Consider the following 15024-nt stretch of genomic DNA (forward strand, 5'->3'; position numbering starts at 1 on the left):
AGCCCGGCAGTGCAAAGATACAAAAAATCCCCCCCCCGCAAATTTCAGACCAAAAGAATAATCAAAAAATCTTTTTGCGTTATATTTATAACACAAAAAGTCTTTCGTGTAGAATGGAAAGCCGATAGGGATGCCGGAAATCAAGAAATTCATGCGCTTTTCTTGTCTCCGAGTGCGGCGTGTGTTCGCGCGTGCAATAAGCGACCGTTGTGATTAAAGTGCGGTTAAATCGAGGCGAAGCCACCCAGAAAAGGGATGGTCTCTCAAGCCCGGGTTTCGGTTGCGGCTGCGCACTCGGTCGGGCTGCCGAAGATGAATTGCAGCAATGCCTGTGCGGTCGCTTCGGGTTCTTCGAGGAACCCCATGTGTCCCGAGTTTTCGAGCCGGACGACCTGCGCCTGCGGGTGGGCGGCTATCATTGCTTCGGCGGCTTCGGCCGGAATATACCCGTCGTGGCAGCCGAGGATGAATAGTTGCGGTACGGACGATTCGCGCAACAGCTCGTTGCGGTCCTTGCGGGCAATCATGCCGTTCAGCAGGGCGATGATTCCCTCGTCCTCGGTGATGAAAACCTGCTCGGTCAAATCTTCTACCTCGTCTTGCATGCGCCGGCGGTTTTCGGGGGCGAAGCCGGCGGCGGGCGCCACGCGCGCCAGCGCATCTTTCTTTCCGGCCCGCACGAGGGCGATTTCCCGGCGGCGGTTTTCGGCTTTTTCGGGCGTGTCGGCATTGGGGGTGGAGCTCAGCAGCACAAGGCCGTCGAGCATTTCGGGATGGCGTTCCAGAAAGGCCAGCGCTACGTAGCCGCCCATCGAATGGCCGACCAGCGTACACCGTTCGATTCCGAGCGCCCGCAGTCCGTCGGCTACCGTGTCGGCCAAAAATTCCATAGTGTGGACTTCGCCTTTCACTTCGGAAATGCCGTGGCCCGGCAGGTCGAGCGTGACCACGCGCACGCGTTTGTAGAGCAGCGGTACGAATTCTTCCCATACCAGGAGCGATTCGAGATAGCCGTGCAGCAGCACGACGCACCGTTCGCCTTGTTCGGAATCGCAGACATGCAGGGCCGTCGGGCCTGCCATGATGAACTTTTCGGTCATGGGCCTATTCGTTGTCGTCCAGATAGTCGAGCGCCGATTCGCGTTTGGGGCGCGGCAGTTCGTCGTCGGTTTCGTCGTCCATGCGGCTGTAGAGCGCATGGCGTTCCTTGCCGCTTTTGTGCATCGGTTCAAGGCGCTTGGCCTTGCGAAGTTCGTCCGTGTCGCGGTGGCGAACCTCCTTGGGTGTTTTCATGGGTGGTGACTTAGTGATTGTCTGTGTCGAACACTCCCTCGAAGACGCGGCGTGCTGGCCCCGTGAGGCGGATGTCCGTGTAGTGTTGGTCGGAGCGGCGGGTAAAGGTCACGCGCAGCTGGCCGCCGGGTACGTCGATGCGGAACCGGTCGGTGGCAGGTTGGCGGGTGAAGTTGGCGACGATGGCGGCGGCTGTGGCGCCCGTGCCGCAAGCGAGCGTTTCGTTTTCGACGCCCCGTTCGTAGGTGCGCATCCGCAGATGGCCGTCGCCGACGATGGCTGCGAAATTGACGTTGGTACCCTGCGGAAACCGGGCGGTGTCGCGGCGGATGCGGGAGCCGCGTGCTACGACGTCGACCGCGGCCGGGTCGTCCACGAATTCCACATAGTGGGGAACGCCCGTATTGAGAAACCACCAGCCGTCGCCGCTGACGATTCGTTCGACGTCGGTCATGCCGACTTCGACTTCGCCGGCGAAAGCGTCGGCCGCAAGAATCGTCGCCCGGTGCAGGCCGTCGGTGGCGTCGAACCTCTTTTCGCGGCCGCCGATGCCCAAGTGTTCGGCAAAAAGGGCGAAACAGCGGGCTCCGTTGCCGCACATTTCGCCGGGCGAGCCGTCGGCGTTGTAGTAGCGCATCGAGCAGTCGTGGCCGGGGCTCGCCGAAAGGGTCATCAGCCCGTCGGCGCCGATGCCGAAATGGCGGTCGCACAGCCGGGCGATTCGCTGCGGGTCGGCCGTGAAGCCGCCCCGGCGGTTGTCGACGAGGATGAAGTCGTTGCCCGCTCCCTCGTATTTCCAGAAAGCCGAACGCATGGTTTTGCTGTCTTGTCCGTGGCAGTTATCTTGTTACAAAAATAATAAAACTTCTGAAAGTTTTGCTAAATTTGCAAAAGATATGCGCCCGGCCGTTCCGGGCCGTTCTTTGTATCGTTTTTGCAGAACCCGAACAAACCGTCCGTCATGAAAAACATGCTTTTCAAGCATCGCTCGATACGCAAGTTCCGCCCGGCACCCATCCCCGACGAGGTGCTGCGCGAGTGTCTGGAAGCCGCTACGCGGGCTTCGACCTGCGGCAACATGCAGCTTTATTCGTTGGTCGTCACGCGCGACAAGGCCATGCGCGAACGGCTGGCGCCGTGCCATTTCAACCAGCCGATGGTGACCCAGGCCCCGTGCGTGGTCACGGTCTGCGCCGACGTGCACCGTTTCACGCAGTGGTGCGAGCAGCGCGGTGCCGACCCGGCCTACGACAATTTCGAGTGGTTCCTCAATGCGGCGACCGATGCGCTGCTGGCGGCGCAGAATTTGTGCGTGCAGGCCGAAATCCACGGCTTGGGCATTTGCTACCTCGGTACGACCCTCTATACGGCGGCCGACATCGCCCGGATTCTGGAGCTGCCCAAGGGGGTCATTCCGCTGACCACCGTGGTGGTGGGGTATCCCGACGAAACGCCCGGGCTGACCGACCGTCTGCCGCTCGATGCGGTGGTCCACTACGAGAAGTATACCGACTACACGGCGGCCGAAATCGACGAGTTGTGGGCCGAGCGCGAGGAGTCGGAGGAGACGAAGCGGCTTATCGAGGAGAACGGGCTGGAAAACCTGGCCAAGATATTCACCGAGCGCCGCTATGTCCGCCGCGACAACCTCGCCGTTTCGCAGGCTTATTTCGCTTTGCTCAAGGAACAAGGATTCTTCAACAATTAACGAGGGTGCACAAGGCGCGTCGCATAGGGGCAGCTGTGGTGCTGGGCATTGTTTGCTCGGCATGCAGCGTCACGCGCCATATCCCCGAGGGGGAATATTTCCTGCAGAAAGTGACCGTCGAGGAGGACCGTTCGGCGCCCCGCAAGCAGCGGATCCCGACGGCCGACCTGGAAAAGTACGTGCGGCAGACCCCCAACAAACGGTTTTTGGGGACCAATTTCTACGTGTGGCTCTACGAGCAGGCCGACCCCGCGAAGACCAACAAATGGAACGAGTGGAAGCGCCGAATCGGCGAGGAGCCGGTGCTGCTCGACATGAATCTGACGCAGAAGAGCGCCGAGAATCTGAAGGTCTACATGGATACCAAGGGGTTCTTTTCGTCGCGGGCGTCGTTCGAGGTCGACACCCTTTCGCGCCGCAGGCGGGCCAAGGTGACCTACCGCGTGCGGCAGGGGGCGCCCTATCTGATCGACACGGTTTCTTATGAGTTCCGCGACAAGTTCCTCGAACAGATTCTGGCCCCCGACACGGCCAACACGCTGGTGCGCCCGGGGCGGATTTTCGACATCACGATGCTCGACAGCGAGCGCGAGCGCATCACGGCCTATCTGAAGGAGCGGGGCTACTACAATTTTTCGGTCAACAACATCGAGTTCGTGGCCGACACCCTCTCGGCCGACCACCGCGTGGGGGTGCGGATTGTGGTCAAGCAGCACTTGACGGGTTACGACGAGCGCGGGCAGGCCGTCATGGACAACAACATGGTCTACCGTATCGAGCGGATCAACATCTTCCCCGACTACGACCCGCTGGCCATCCGGAGCGATTCGACCCTCGTTTCGCGGCTCGACACGCTCTACTACCGGGGTCTGAACGTCATCTACGAGGGCAAGCCCAACCTGCGGCCTTCGATTCTGCGGCAGGCGGTGCCGCTCTATCCCAACTATGTCTACAATTCGGCGCAGGTCGACCGCACCTATACCGACCTCATGGCGATGGGGTATTTCCGCAGCGCCCGCATCGCTTTCGTCGAGCAGCCGCAGACGGTGGACGTCACCAATTACGTTTCGTATATCGGTGCGACGGCCGATTCGACCCGCACCGACTATACCCAGGAGGGTTATCTGACCTGCAACATTCTCTGCACGCCGATGCTCAAGCAGAGTTTCAAGATCGAGCTGGAGGGGAGTACGACGTCGAGTTTCTACGGGCTCAAGGCGACGGCCGGATACCAGAACCGCAACATCTTCCGCGGCGCCGAATCGTTCGACGTGTCGTTTACGGGCGGATACGAATTCATGAAGGCGCGCGACGCCAAAAAGAAGCGCGCCACCGAGTTCGGTGCCACGGTAGGACTGACCTTTCCCCGCTTCTTAGTGCCGTGGCGCACGCGGCGCTACCGTTCGGTCAACCAGCCCAAAACCAAGGTCGAGCTCTCCATCAACTTCCAGGACCGCCCCTACTACCGGCGAACGCTGTCGAGTGCGGGATGGACCTATCTGTGGACCAATTCGCGCTATTCGTCGTTCTCGCTGCGGCCCATCGACATCAATGTGGTCGACGTGAGCTATCTGAACAGTGATTTCCTGCAAGGGACCACCAACAAGTACCTTATCAAGAGCTACGAATCGCAGTTCATTGCGGGCCTTGCGTTCAGCTACGGTTTCAACAACCAGCTCAAGCACCTGGGCCGCAACGCTACGGTCATCCGCTTCAACGTGGAGACTTCGGGCAATCTGATCGACGGGCTCGAACACCTCTTTTCGGAGCCTGTGCCCGGCAAGGACTACTACACGATATTCAAACTGCGCTATGCGCAGTATTTCCGCACCGACCTCAGCCTTAGCCGCAAAATCATGATGGGCGAGAAAACGGCCCTTGCATGGCGTCTGTACGGCGGTGTGGCGCTGGCCTACGGCAATTCCAAGGTCGTGCCGTTCGACCGTCTGTTCTATGCCGGCGGCAGCAACAGCATGCGCGGCTGGACCCCGCGTACGTTGGGCCCGGGTTCGGTGCCGATTACCCGGACGGACGAATTTCCGACGCAGTTGGGCGACATGAAGCTGGAGGCCAACCTCGAATTCCGTTTCCCGATATGGGGCATCGTCCACGGAGCCACGTTCTTCGACGTGGGCAATATCTGGTACGTCCGGACCAATCCGTCGGAGTATTCCAGCGAGGCGGTCTTCCATTTCGACGATTTCTACAAGCAGCTGGGATTCAACACCGGACTGGGCTTGCGGCTCGACATCAAGTTCGCCGTGCTGCGCCTGGACTGGGGCATTCAGCTTCACAATCCCAACAAGCCTGCGGGCGAGCGGTGGATCCACAACTTCCGCTGGAAAAATACGGCGCTCAACTTCGGCGTGGGCTATCCGTTCTAATCTACTCTACCTCAGAAGCATCCAAAGAATACCCCCCCCCGCCGTTTTCCGCAGGGCAGTCGGCCGACTTGTATTGCGAGGGCGACATGCCCGTGTTGCGCTTGAAGTAGCTCCCGAAAAACGACTGGTTGGGGAAGTTGAGCGTATAGGCGATTTCCTGGATGCTCAGGCTCGAATATTTGAGCAGCGTTTTGGCTTCGAGGATGACATAGATTTCTATCCACTCCGAAACCGACTTGCTGCTGATGCGCTTGACGAGCGTGGTCAGGTATTTGGGCGTGACGCAGAGTTCGCGGGCGTAGAATCCGACGCTGCGTTCTTCCTTGTAGTGTTCGCTGAGCGTTTGGAGGAACTTGCGGAAATAGATGTCGGCGCGGCTGTTGCTGCGCTCCTGTGCGGCGGGATGCGCTTCGAGGTAGCTTTGGAGCGTGTTGCCGATTTTGTAGAGCGTCGCGAGCAGCAGGTTGCCGAGCAGCTGGTCGGAGAACTCCCCGGAAACACCTCTTTCGGCATCCATCAGACGGATGAAGTCGCGGAGCTGCCGGCTCTCCTCGTCGGAAATTTCGATGCAGGGGTGGGCGCTGAGCTGAAGAATAAGCGACATGATTTGCTTGGACCCGATGTTCATCCGTTGCATGAACTGCGGCGACACGACGATGACGTCGCCTTTGAGCGTTCCGCCGTGTCCGGTGCGGATGATGCTCTGCGGCCCTATCAGAAAAAGCGTGTTCCGGCGCAGCGTGTATTGGTTCAGATTGATCGAAATCTCGGTTTCGCCCTCGTGTCCGAGACCGATGAAGAAGGCGTTGATTCTGCACGGAAACCGGAATGCGTCCAGCTGCGAGGCATCGCTGTGGACGATGAGGAAGTCGGGGGCCGGTCGGCTGCCGCCTGCTATGCTGATGAGTTCGCCGAGCGAGAAGCTGGCTATCGGTGCGGTATTCGGTTGTTGCTTGCTGTCCATTGGTTCCAAGTTAGACGACAAAAATAAGAATATTATGCTTTATTCGGCCCGGAAAGTCGGAAAATAGGTCATATCGAACAACAAGGCGGAGGGAATCGAAAACGCGAATACTCGCATCGCTTTCTGCTCCGGGGAACGGCAACAAAAAAACGCGCTGGAAACAGCGCGTTGAAAAACGGAGAAACGTTTCTCCGGAAACTATTGTGCGGCGGGAGCGTCGGTGATGCCCAGTTCGGCCCGTACCTGCGGGGCGAGGTCGGTGAGGGCGGCCTCGTCGAACGCTGCCAGCGATCCGGTCTCGAAGATGGCCATGTAGCCGTTTTCCTTGGCGACCTTGTCGATGGCGGCCTTGGCTTTCTCGATAATCGGGGTCAGCAGCTCCTGCTGTTTTTTCTGAATGTCCTGCTGGGCTACCTGCTCGAACTCCTGACGGCGGTTCTGCAGCTCTTGCAGTTCGCGTTCCTTGAGCTGGCGCACGGAATCGGAATAGGTGGCGTAGTTTTTCTGGAAGTCGGCCAGTTTCTGGTTGAATTCGACGGCGATGGTTTCCAGGTTGTCTTGGAGGTCCTTGGCATAGGCTTGCAGGTTGGTCTCCATCTCCTTGGTTTCGGGCATCGCCAGCAGGATCTCCTGCGAATTGATGCGCCCGAACTTCTGGGCGAAGAGCGACGTGGCGCTCAGCATGAGGGCAACCGCAAGGGTCAGTTTGATAGCCTTTTTCATAGTTAGTGTATGCGTTAATGTTTTGATGGCTTGTTTATTGGGCGAGCGCGTCGATGATTTGCTGGGTGCGTTCCGCCGTGGGGTCGGTGTAAAGCAGCGTCGGGTTGTTCGACGAGTCGATTACCACCTCGGCGCCTGCGCGCTTGGCATAGGCTGCGATGACGGCGAAGACCTGTTTCTGAATGGGCGCAATCAGTTCGACGCGCTTCTTCATGAGCGTTCCCTCCTGCCCGAAGATGCTTTCCTGGTATTCGGCGGCCTCCTTTTCGAGGGTCAGAATGGCGTTCTCGCGCGACTGGCGGGCGCTGGCCGAAAGGGAGGTCTTCTGCGCCATATAATTGTTGTAGATGCTTTCGATTTTGGCATAGCGGGCGTCGACCTGCTCCTGGTATTGTTCGGCGAGCTTGTCCAGCTCGGCGATGGCTTCGTTGTAGGCGTCGATCGACTTGAAGACCTTTTCGCTGTTGACGACGATGCAGTTTTGGGCCGACAGCGCGGTGGCGGCCAGCAGGAAAGCGGCGAGGAGAATCAGACGTTTCATAATCCGGTGTTTTGAAGTTATGCCCTTGGGCGGCGGAATACTCCGTAAATATAACTCTTTTCTTTCAAATTTATTGCCACGGTGCGGCCGCCGCCGTCAGAACTGCTGTCCCATGACGAAGTGGAACTGGCTGCCGCTCTTTTTGGTGCTGCCTGCCGGGGGATCGAAGCCGTAGCCCCAGTCGATGCCGAGCATGCCCACCACAGGCAGGTAGAGACGCACGCCGAAGCCCGCCGAACGCTTGATTTTGAAGGGCGAGAAGTCGCGCCACGAATCGAACGCGTTACCGCCTTCGAGGAAGCCCAGCACGTAGATTTGCGACGAGGGTTTCAGTATGACGGGGTAGCGCAGTTCGGCCGTGTACTTGTTGTAGCCGCGCGAATAGTTGTCCGAGGGGTCGAGTGCGCCGTCTTCGTAACCGCGCATCGAAATGATGTCGATACCGTAGATGTTGTAGCCCGTCATGCCGTCGCCGCCGACCTCGAAGCGCTCGAACGGCGAAACCTTGTGTTTGTTGTAGCTGCCTAAGTAGCCCATTTCGGCCTTGAGCATCAGCACCAAGTTTTCGTTGCGCGTGAGCGACTGGAACCACTGCGCCTTGAACTGCCATTTGTGGAATTCGATCCAGCGGTAGCGTTCCTGCTGGCTCATGTTGGGGTTGCTGTAGTCCTTGCCGTTCCACAGCGAGTAGGGCAGGGTCGCCTGGACCGAGGCGCTGAATTCCGAACCGCGGCGCGGGTAAATGGGCTGGTCGACCGAGTTGCGGGCGAATACCAGCTTGAGCGACAGCAGGTTGGACGAACCGTTGTCCATCACGAACGTCTTCCAGTTCTTGAGCGAATAGCGTTCGTAGTTGGCTTCGGCGTAGAACGTGAAGTAGGGGTCGGGCCAGGTCAGACGCTTGCCCAGACCGGCCGCGGCACCGTAGGTGCGGAAGAAGCGGGTGGGCTTCTGGGTGATGAAATAGGCGTCGTTCTGGTCGGAGTAGTGGGCCGAGAGGGTGAACGAATTGGGCTTTTTGCCGCCCAGCCACGGGTCGGTGAAGCTGAAAGCGACGGCCTTGTAATAAGTACCGTTGGTCTGGGCCGAAAGCTGAAGCCGCTGGTTCTGCCCCATCGGGTAGGGACGCCAGGCGCCTTTCTTGAAGAAATTGCGGATGGAAAGGTTGTTGAGCGTGATGCCGATGGAGCCGACGAACGTGCCCGAACCCCAGCCGCCGGCGACGTTGAACTGGTCGGAAGCCTGTTCTTCGAGCGCCCAGTTGATGTCGACCAGCTCGTTCGAGACGGGCCGGATGTCGGGGGCGATGTTCTCGGCGTTGAAGTGGCCCATCGAACCCAGCAGGCGCAGGGTGCGCATCAGCAGCGAGCGGTTGTAGAGTTCGCCGGGGTAGGTGGCGAGCTCGCGGCGGATGACCTCGTCGTCGACGCGCTGGTTGCCCGTGATGCCGACGTTGTTGATGGTGAACTGCTTGCCCTCGAAGACCTTGACTTCGATGTCGATGGAATCGGGGCCCACGATGGTCTCGGCGGGCTCGATTTGCGACATCAGATAACCGTTGTTCTGATAGAGCGACGAGACGGACATGGCTTCGAGGTCGACCTCCTTCTGGATGCCGAGCCGTTTGTGCATGGTCTTCTTGTCGTAGGTGTCGCCCTGCTTGACGCCGAACATGCGCTGCAATTCGTCGGTTTCGTAAACCGAATTGCCGACCCACGAGACGTTGCGGATATAGTATTTGTTGCCCTCCGAGAGTTCGATGTCGATGCCCAGCCGCTTGCTGTCGATGGGGTAGACCGAATCGCGCACGATGGTGGCGTTGCGGTAGCCGCGGGCGTTGTAGAAGTCGATGAGCAGCTCCTTGTCCTCCTCGAAATCGTTTTCGTTGAGCTTGGTGTTGCGCAGGAAGTTGATGGACTTCTGATGGGTCTTCTTGAACGTGCGGCGCAGGCGCTTGTCGGGGAACTGGTCGTTGCCGATGAAGTTGATTTTGCCGATTTTGACCTTGTCCTTCTTGTCGATCAGAAAGGTCACCTTGACCGCCTGGGGCCGCAGCGAATCGTTCTCGACGCGCACACCGACCTCGGCGTTGCGGAAACCCTTGTCGGCCCAATAAGCCTTGATGAGCTTGATGTTCTTGTCGATGACGTAGTCCGACAGCTCGCCGCCGCGGCGGAGCTTGAGTTTTTCGAGCAGGTCTTTTTTCTTGCCTTTGGTGACCCCCTCGAAATCCCAGTTGAGCACGCGGGGCCGCTCCTTGAGGAACACTTGCAGGTCGAGGTCATCGCCCTCGATTTCGGCGCCTATCTTCACGTCCGAAAAGGCCCGCTGGCTCCACAGCCGCGAAATGGCGTTGGAAATGAAGTCGCTGGGCAGGTAAATCGAATCGCCCGCGATGAGCCCAGCCGAGGACTTGATGATTTCGGGGTTGAGGTATTGTACGCCGTGGATGTCGACGCTGCGGATGCGGTAGAGCCGGGGGGCTTCGTCGGAGCGCAGCATCGGTGCGTCTTCGGGGAAAGAAACGCTCTTTTCCTGCGCTGCGGGCTGGGCGGGAGCGGGCTCCTGAGCGGACGTATTCGCACAAAGGAGCGTCAGCAGCGCCGTTGCCGCGAATACCTTGCCGAAATGATTCATCTGTTCCAATCTAATCTTCAACTTCATTTACTTGACCAGCCCGAACCGCCGTTCGCGCCGGGCGTATTCCTCCATCGCCCGGTCGAACTCCTCCTCGGTGAAATCGGGCCACAGCACCTCCGGGAACCAGAGTTCGGCGTAGGAAGCCTGCCAGAGCAGGAAATTGCTGAGCCGGCGTTCGCCGCTGGTGCGGATTACCAGGTCGGGGTCCGGGTCGGCGGCCGTGTCGAGCGTGCGGCCGATGGTCGCTTCGTCGATGGCTTCCGGGGCGAGCTGCCCGGCGGCTGCGCGGGCTGCGAGCTTGCGGACGGCCCGGGTGATTTCGTCGCGCGAGGAGTAGTTGAGCGCCAGCGTGAGGGTGAGTTTGTCGCCCCCAGCCGTGAGCTCCTCGGCCTGCGCGAGGTGGGCCTGCACCTTTTCGGAAAAACGGCTCCGGTCGCCGATGGTCCGCAGGCGGATGCCCTGCCGCTGCATGTCGGGCGTTTCATGGATGACGCTCTGGCAGAACAGCTCCATCAGCGCGTCGACCTCCTGCGCAGGACGGCCCCAGTTCTCGGTGGAAAAGGCGTAGAGCGTCAGGTAGGCGACTCCGTGACGGATGGCGGCGCGCGACGAAGCCCGGATGGGTTCGATGCCGGCCGCGTGGCCTTGGTATCGCTCCAGTCCGCGCTGCTCGGCCCAGCGTCCGTTGCCGTCCATGATGATGGCCACGTGCTGCGGTATGCGTTTCTCGTCGCTCATAATAGGGCACAAATATAGGGATTTTACCGGGTTATTCCAAGGTGGTGTAATTAAGAATTAAAAATGAAAAATTAAAAATCGTTTCCGGCTTCTGTCGATTTTGGAGTACGGGCCCCGAATGCTTTCACGATTCGTGCGGCCTGTGGTCTGCCGAAAAGATGGCGGTCATGGCCGTGCGGAAGATGTAAGCTGCTCCCGAGAGGCCGGCCCCCGGATAATCAATTTCCGCCTTTCACTTTTCACTTTTCACTTCTCGTAAGTCCACGCCCCACATCATCTTATTGCGTAACGTGTCGTAGAAAGAGATATTGTGCGGCATGGCCAGAAAAATCTTTTGTTCGGCCCGCCGCACGGTGAAGGTCGCTTCGGGGCCGACGGGGTAGATGCGGTTGTCGAGGGTGACGAACGAATCGGAGCGGCGTTCGTGTACGCGCAGGTCGATGCGGGCCGTGTCGGGGATGACCACCGGGCGCATGGTTAGGTTGTGAGGCGCCAGCGGCGAGATAATCAGGCAGGCGCAGGAGGGCGCCACGACCGGGCCGCCCGCGCTGAGCGAATAGGCCGTCGAGCCCGTGGGGGTGGAAACGATGACCCCGTCGCCGTGGTAGGTGGCGACCATCTGACCGTCGACGTAGGTCTCTATCGAAAGCATGTCGGCTCCGTGGCGGCGGACGGTCATTTCGTTGAGGGCCAGCCGGCTGTCGGGGTTTCCGGCGAAGCCGCCCTGCACTTCGAGCATCGACCGCGGCTGGACCGACAGCTCACCGCGGGCTATTTGGCCGAAAATCTGTTCCAGCCCCTCGTTCGGGGCTCCGGTGAGGAATCCCAGGTGCCCGGCGTTGATGCCCAGCACGGGTATGGGTGCGCCGCCCAGCCGGTGCACCCCTTCGAGCAAGGTGCCGTCGCCGCCGTAGCACACCATGATCGTGCCTTCGGGCTGCGGGCCGATGCGCTTGCCGTAGATGCAGTCGGCAGGGATTTCCAGCCCGATTGTTGCGCGGACCGCTTCGGCGAACTCTTCGTTGACCAGGAACCCCAATCCGGAGGCCCGGAGGGTGTCGAACAGCTGGCGGAGTTCTTCGGCGCTGCGGGCGGGGCCGCTGCGGGAAAAAAGTATGATTTTCATCGGCGGAGTTTCAAAAAAAGTAAGTAACTTTACCACGCCGCCGCACTCCTGCACAGGGTCGGAGAACGGCATTGCGGGGAATCCGGACCGGGCTGAGAACGTTTTTGGCGTGTCGTCCCGCCGGCAGGGTTCACCAAGCAAATATAGTGAATTTTATGACAAAGTTGAGCGTAAATATCAATAAGATTGCCGTTGTCCGCAATTCGCGGGGCGGCAACCTGCCCGACGTGGTGCTCGCCGCAACCCGCATCGAGGGGTTCGGCGCCGACGGGATTACGGTCCATCCGCGGCCCGATGCCCGGCATATCCGCTACGACGACGTGCGGGCGCTCAGGCGGGTGCTTCGGACCGAGTTCAACATCGAGGGCAATCCGACGCCGGAGTTCGTCGCGTTGGTGTCGGAGGTCGTTCCGGCGCAGGTGACGCTCGTACCGGATGCTCCCGACGCGATAACTTCCAATGCCGGGTGGGATACGGTGGCCAACCGGGAATTTCTGACCGCTGTGACGGCCCGTTTCCATGAGCAGGGCATTCGGGTTTCGCTCTTTGTCGACCCCGACCCGGCCATGGTCGCCGGGGCCAAGGTCTGCGGTGCCGACCGGGTGGAACTCTATACCGAAGCCTATGCCCGTGAGTATCCGGCCGACCCGGAGCGGGCGGTTACGCCTTATGTCGCGGCTGCCGAAGAAGCGCGGCGGCAGGGGCTGGGGCTCAACGCCGGGCACGACCTGTCACTGGAGAATCTGCATTATTTCGTGCAGCGGATTCCGTGGACAGACGAGGTCTCGATAGGCCATGCGCTTATCAGCGACGCGCTCTACTTAGGGCTGGAAAACACCGTGCAGCTCTATCGCCGCCAACTCAAAACCGCCGAATAACGCGTGCCGCTGTCGAATCCCATATTCCGCCGTATTTCGCGCTTGGCCGATGCCCAGGGGGTGAAAGCCTTCGTGGTGGGCGGTTATGTGCGCGACCATTATCTGTGCCGTCCGTCGACCGACATCGACGTGGTGGTGGTGGGCAGCGGCATCGCGCTGGCCGAGGCGCTGGGGCGGGAACTGCACACCAAGGTGTCGGTTTTCAAGACTTTCGGCACGGCGATGCTTCGGGCCGGAGGGGTCGAGGTGGAATTCGTGGGGGCGCGGCGGGAATCCTATACGCGCGATTCGCGCAAGCCGCAGGTCGAAGCCGGAACGCTGGAAGACGACCAGCGGCGCCGCGACTTCACCATCAATGCGCTGGCCTGGTCGCTCAACGGCGACAGCTTCGGCGAGCTGGTCGACCCGTTCGGCGGGCTGGACGATTTGGACGCCTGCATCATCCGTACGCCGTGCGACCCGGACATCACCTTTTCGGACGACCCGCTGCGCATGATGCGGGCTGTGCGCTTTGCGGCCCAGTTGGGTTTCTCCATCGAAGACGAAACTTTCGAGGCCATCCGCCGCAACGCCTCCCGCATCAAAATCGTTTCGCGCGAACGGATTGCGTCCGAACTCAACAAAATCGTGCTTTCGCCCGTGCCCTCGATGGGTTTCGAGCTGCTCGAACTGACCGGACTGCTGGAACTGATATTCCCCGAAATGCACCGGCTCAAGGGGGTGGAGCGCCGCGGGCAGCATGCCCATAAGGACAATTTCGCCCATACGCTCAAGGTGCTGGACAACGTGGCCCGCCGTTCCGGCGACTTGTGGCTGCGCTGGGCCGCCGTGCTGCACGACATCGCCAAGCCGCAGACCAAAGCCTACGACCCGCGCATCGGGTGGACCTTCCACGGCCACGAGGTGCTCGGCTCGAAGATGGTGCCCGCGATTTTCCGGCAGCTGAAACTGCCGCTCAACGAGCACATGAAGTTCGTGCAGAAGCTCGTGTTCCTGCATCTGCGGCCCATCATCCTTTCGGAGGACCTTGTGACCGATTCGGCCGTGCGGCGTCTGCTGTTCGAGGCGGGTGACGACATCGAGGCGCTGATGACGCTGTGCGAAGCCGACATCACGTCGGGCATCGACGCCAAGGTGAAGCGCTACATGGCCAATTTCGAGCTGGTGCGCCGCAAGATGAAAGACCTCGAAGAGCGCGACCGCATCCGCAACTTCCAGCCGCCGATTACGGGCGAAATCATCATGAAGACCTACTGCATAGGTCCTTCGCGCGTCATCGGCGAAATCAAGGAGGTTATCAAGAATGCGATTCTCGACGGCGAGATTCCCAACGAATACGATGCCGCCTACGCGTTGATGCTCCGCCTTGCCGCCGAGCGGGGATTGGTGCTGCCCGAATCCGACAAAGCATAGGTTTCGGACTTTTCAGCCGATAGATATTTTGTCCAATTTTAATCCCCTCCTATGAAAACCGATTTTTATACCAAGGCGGTTCTTACCGTCATCGCTCTTTGTCTTGTACTGATTGTTTTGCGCGATATTTCGTTCGTTACGCCTGCCAAGGCCGATCTGCTCCCCGATCCTGCCGCCGCGGCCTATTTGTCCAAGGATGTGGTCAACGTCCGTATCGTCGAGATTCCACGCGTGGAAATCTGTGCACCTTTCGGCGGTTTCCAGGTCGATGTCCGCGAGATGCCAGGTCTCGATATCAACCGCATGCCGACTGTCAGCGTGCGATAGTGGGGGGGGGACTTTGCTTGTCTTCGGCCTGCCGTCGTTCGGCAGGGCCCGGACGAATCCGGCTCTGCATTCACTCCTAAGACCGTCCGAACCTCCGCTTTCGTCCTCTCCGGGCAAAAAAACAAGGGACCGAACTTTCGTTCGGCCCCTTTGGTAGCGGGAGGAGGACTCGAACCTCCGACCTCCGGGTTATGAGCCCGACGAGCTGCCAACTGCTCTATCCCGCGATATATCGTCAGAATGAATCTATCGCTGTTGCGAGTGCAAAGGTAATACAAAAAACGGTGTT

15 protein-coding genes and 1 tRNA gene are annotated in these 15024 nt (G+C 59.8%); 6 read left to right on the forward strand and 10 right to left on the reverse strand.

All coding sequences use genetic code 11. The features are described 5' to 3' along the window. Positions 1–263: 263 nt before the first annotated feature. Genes QVG21_RS07975 through dapF form a run of 3 tightly spaced genes read right to left on the reverse strand, consistent with a single transcriptional unit; the run spans position 264 to position 2107 of the window. On the reverse strand, positions 264–1100 hold the full coding sequence (locus QVG21_RS07975; RefSeq protein ID WP_287923857.1) for an alpha/beta fold hydrolase: 837 nt from the start codon (positions 1098–1100) through the stop codon (positions 264–266). A 4-nt stretch (positions 1101–1104) separates the two neighbouring features. Further along, complete coding sequence (locus QVG21_RS07980) at positions 1105–1293, reverse strand: hypothetical protein (protein ID WP_251214500.1); 189 nt, start codon at positions 1291–1293, stop codon at positions 1105–1107. A 10-nt stretch (positions 1294–1303) separates the two neighbouring features. Next, a complete protein-coding gene (dapF, locus tag QVG21_RS07985; RefSeq protein ID WP_287923860.1) occupies positions 1304–2107 on the reverse strand; it encodes a diaminopimelate epimerase in 804 nt (267 codons plus the stop codon). Positions 2108–2254: 147 nt separating this feature from the next. Between dapF and QVG21_RS07990 the strand changes: the two genes are divergently transcribed. Both QVG21_RS07990 and tamL read left to right on the forward strand, forming a co-directional pair. Beyond that, entirely contained in the window at positions 2255–3001 is a 747-nt protein-coding gene (locus QVG21_RS07990) for a nitroreductase family protein (protein ID WP_251214502.1), read from the forward strand. Positions 3002–3006: 5 nt separating this feature from the next. Next, on the forward strand, positions 3007–5385 hold the full coding sequence (gene tamL / locus QVG21_RS07995; protein ID WP_287923863.1) for a translocation and assembly module lipoprotein TamL: 2379 nt from the start codon (positions 3007–3009) through the stop codon (positions 5383–5385). 1 nt (position 5386) lies between these two features. Here tamL and QVG21_RS08000 read toward each other — a convergent pair whose 3' ends face one another. The 6 genes from QVG21_RS08000 to QVG21_RS08025 form a co-directional block, all read right to left on the reverse strand. Beyond that, a complete protein-coding gene (locus tag QVG21_RS08000; protein WP_287923865.1) occupies positions 5387–6349 on the reverse strand; it encodes a helix-turn-helix domain-containing protein in 963 nt (320 codons plus the stop codon). A 198-nt stretch (positions 6350–6547) separates the two neighbouring features. After that, positions 6548–7072 (reverse strand): OmpH/Skp family outer membrane protein, encoded by a 525-nt coding sequence (locus QVG21_RS08005; protein WP_251214505.1) that lies wholly within the window; start codon positions 7070–7072, stop codon positions 6548–6550. A gap of 34 nt (positions 7073–7106) precedes the next feature. Beyond that, the gene (locus QVG21_RS08010; protein WP_251214506.1) at positions 7107–7613 is read right to left on the reverse strand and encodes an OmpH/Skp family outer membrane protein; all 507 of its coding nucleotides are present in this window, start codon (positions 7611–7613) and stop codon (positions 7107–7109) included. 96 nt (positions 7614–7709) lie between these two features. Next, positions 7710–10250 carry an outer membrane protein assembly factor BamA gene (bamA, locus tag QVG21_RS08015; RefSeq protein ID WP_287923868.1) on the reverse strand — a complete coding sequence of 847 codons (2541 nt, stop codon included), beginning with the start codon at positions 10248–10250 and terminating at the stop codon, positions 7710–7712. A 27-nt stretch (positions 10251–10277) separates the two neighbouring features. After that, on the reverse strand, positions 10278–10991 hold the full coding sequence (uppS, locus tag QVG21_RS08020; RefSeq protein WP_287923871.1) for a polyprenyl diphosphate synthase: 714 nt from the start codon (positions 10989–10991) through the stop codon (positions 10278–10280). Positions 10992–11223: 232 nt separating this feature from the next. Then, complete coding sequence (locus QVG21_RS08025) at positions 11224–12117, reverse strand: NAD(+)/NADH kinase (RefSeq protein WP_287923874.1); 894 nt, start codon at positions 12115–12117, stop codon at positions 11224–11226. Here QVG21_RS08025 and QVG21_RS08030 point away from each other — a divergent pair. The 4 genes from QVG21_RS08030 to QVG21_RS08045 are packed head-to-tail and all read left to right on the forward strand — an operon-like array spanning position 12107 to position 14735. Continuing rightward, positions 12107–12301 carry a hypothetical protein gene (locus QVG21_RS08030; RefSeq protein ID WP_287923877.1) on the forward strand — a complete coding sequence of 65 codons (195 nt, stop codon included), beginning with the start codon at positions 12107–12109 and terminating at the stop codon, positions 12299–12301. The genes QVG21_RS08025 and QVG21_RS08030 overlap by 11 nt on opposite strands. Next, a complete protein-coding gene (locus QVG21_RS08035) occupies positions 12273–12995 on the forward strand; it encodes a pyridoxine 5'-phosphate synthase (RefSeq protein ID WP_287923879.1) in 723 nt (240 codons plus the stop codon). Before QVG21_RS08030 ends, QVG21_RS08035 begins: the two co-directional genes overlap by 29 nt. Positions 12996–12998: 3 nt before the next feature. Further along, positions 12999–14408: a CCA tRNA nucleotidyltransferase gene (locus QVG21_RS08040; RefSeq protein WP_251214511.1), complete on the forward strand. Its 1410-nt coding sequence runs from the start codon at positions 12999–13001 to the stop codon at positions 14406–14408. 51 nt (positions 14409–14459) lie between these two features. Continuing rightward, positions 14460–14735 (forward strand): hypothetical protein, encoded by a 276-nt coding sequence (locus QVG21_RS08045; protein ID WP_287923883.1) that lies wholly within the window; start codon positions 14460–14462, stop codon positions 14733–14735. Positions 14736–14886: 151 nt separating this feature from the next. On the opposite strand, the gene QVG21_RS08050 is transcribed toward QVG21_RS08045, so the two are convergent. Beyond that, positions 14887–14962, reverse strand: a tRNA-Met gene (locus QVG21_RS08050). Positions 14963–15024: the final 62 nt, after the last annotated feature.

The organism is Alistipes sp. UBA6068 (assembly GCF_949428155.1).
Taxonomy (GTDB): Bacteria; Bacteroidota; Bacteroidia; order Bacteroidales; family Rikenellaceae; genus Alistipes; species Alistipes muris.

Excerpts from the sequence above, each read along its gene's own strand:
- QVG21_RS07980 (WP_251214500.1), bottom strand. The coding sequence starts at position 1,293 with ATGAAAACACCCAAGGAGGTTCGCCACCGCGACACGGACGAACTTCGC.
- QVG21_RS07975 (WP_287923857.1), bottom strand. The coding sequence starts at position 1,100 with ATGACCGAAAAGTTCATCATGGCAGGCCCGACGGCCCTGCATGTCTGC.
- QVG21_RS08030 (WP_287923877.1), top strand. The coding sequence starts at position 12,107 with ATGATTTTCATCGGCGGAGTTTCAAAAAAAGTAAGTAACTTTACCACG.
- QVG21_RS08045 (WP_287923883.1), top strand. The coding sequence starts at position 14,460 with ATGAAAACCGATTTTTATACCAAGGCGGTTCTTACCGTCATCGCTCTT.
- QVG21_RS07990 (WP_251214502.1), top strand. The coding sequence starts at position 2,255 with ATGAAAAACATGCTTTTCAAGCATCGCTCGATACGCAAGTTCCGCCCG.
- bamA (WP_287923868.1), bottom strand. The coding sequence starts at position 10,250 with ATGAATCATTTCGGCAAGGTATTCGCGGCAACGGCGCTGCTGACGCTC.
- QVG21_RS08035 (WP_287923879.1), top strand. The coding sequence starts at position 12,273 with ATGACAAAGTTGAGCGTAAATATCAATAAGATTGCCGTTGTCCGCAAT.
- QVG21_RS08025 (WP_287923874.1), bottom strand. The coding sequence starts at position 12,117 with ATGAAAATCATACTTTTTTCCCGCAGCGGCCCCGCCCGCAGCGCCGAA.
- QVG21_RS08005 (WP_251214505.1), bottom strand. The coding sequence starts at position 7,072 with ATGAAAAAGGCTATCAAACTGACCCTTGCGGTTGCCCTCATGCTGAGC.
- QVG21_RS08000 (WP_287923865.1), bottom strand. The coding sequence starts at position 6,349 with ATGGACAGCAAGCAACAACCGAATACCGCACCGATAGCCAGCTTCTCG.
- dapF (WP_287923860.1), bottom strand. The coding sequence starts at position 2,107 with ATGCGTTCGGCTTTCTGGAAATACGAGGGAGCGGGCAACGACTTCATC.
- uppS (WP_287923871.1), bottom strand. The coding sequence starts at position 10,991 with ATGAGCGACGAGAAACGCATACCGCAGCACGTGGCCATCATCATGGAC.
- QVG21_RS08010 (WP_251214506.1), bottom strand. The coding sequence starts at position 7,613 with ATGAAACGTCTGATTCTCCTCGCCGCTTTCCTGCTGGCCGCCACCGCG.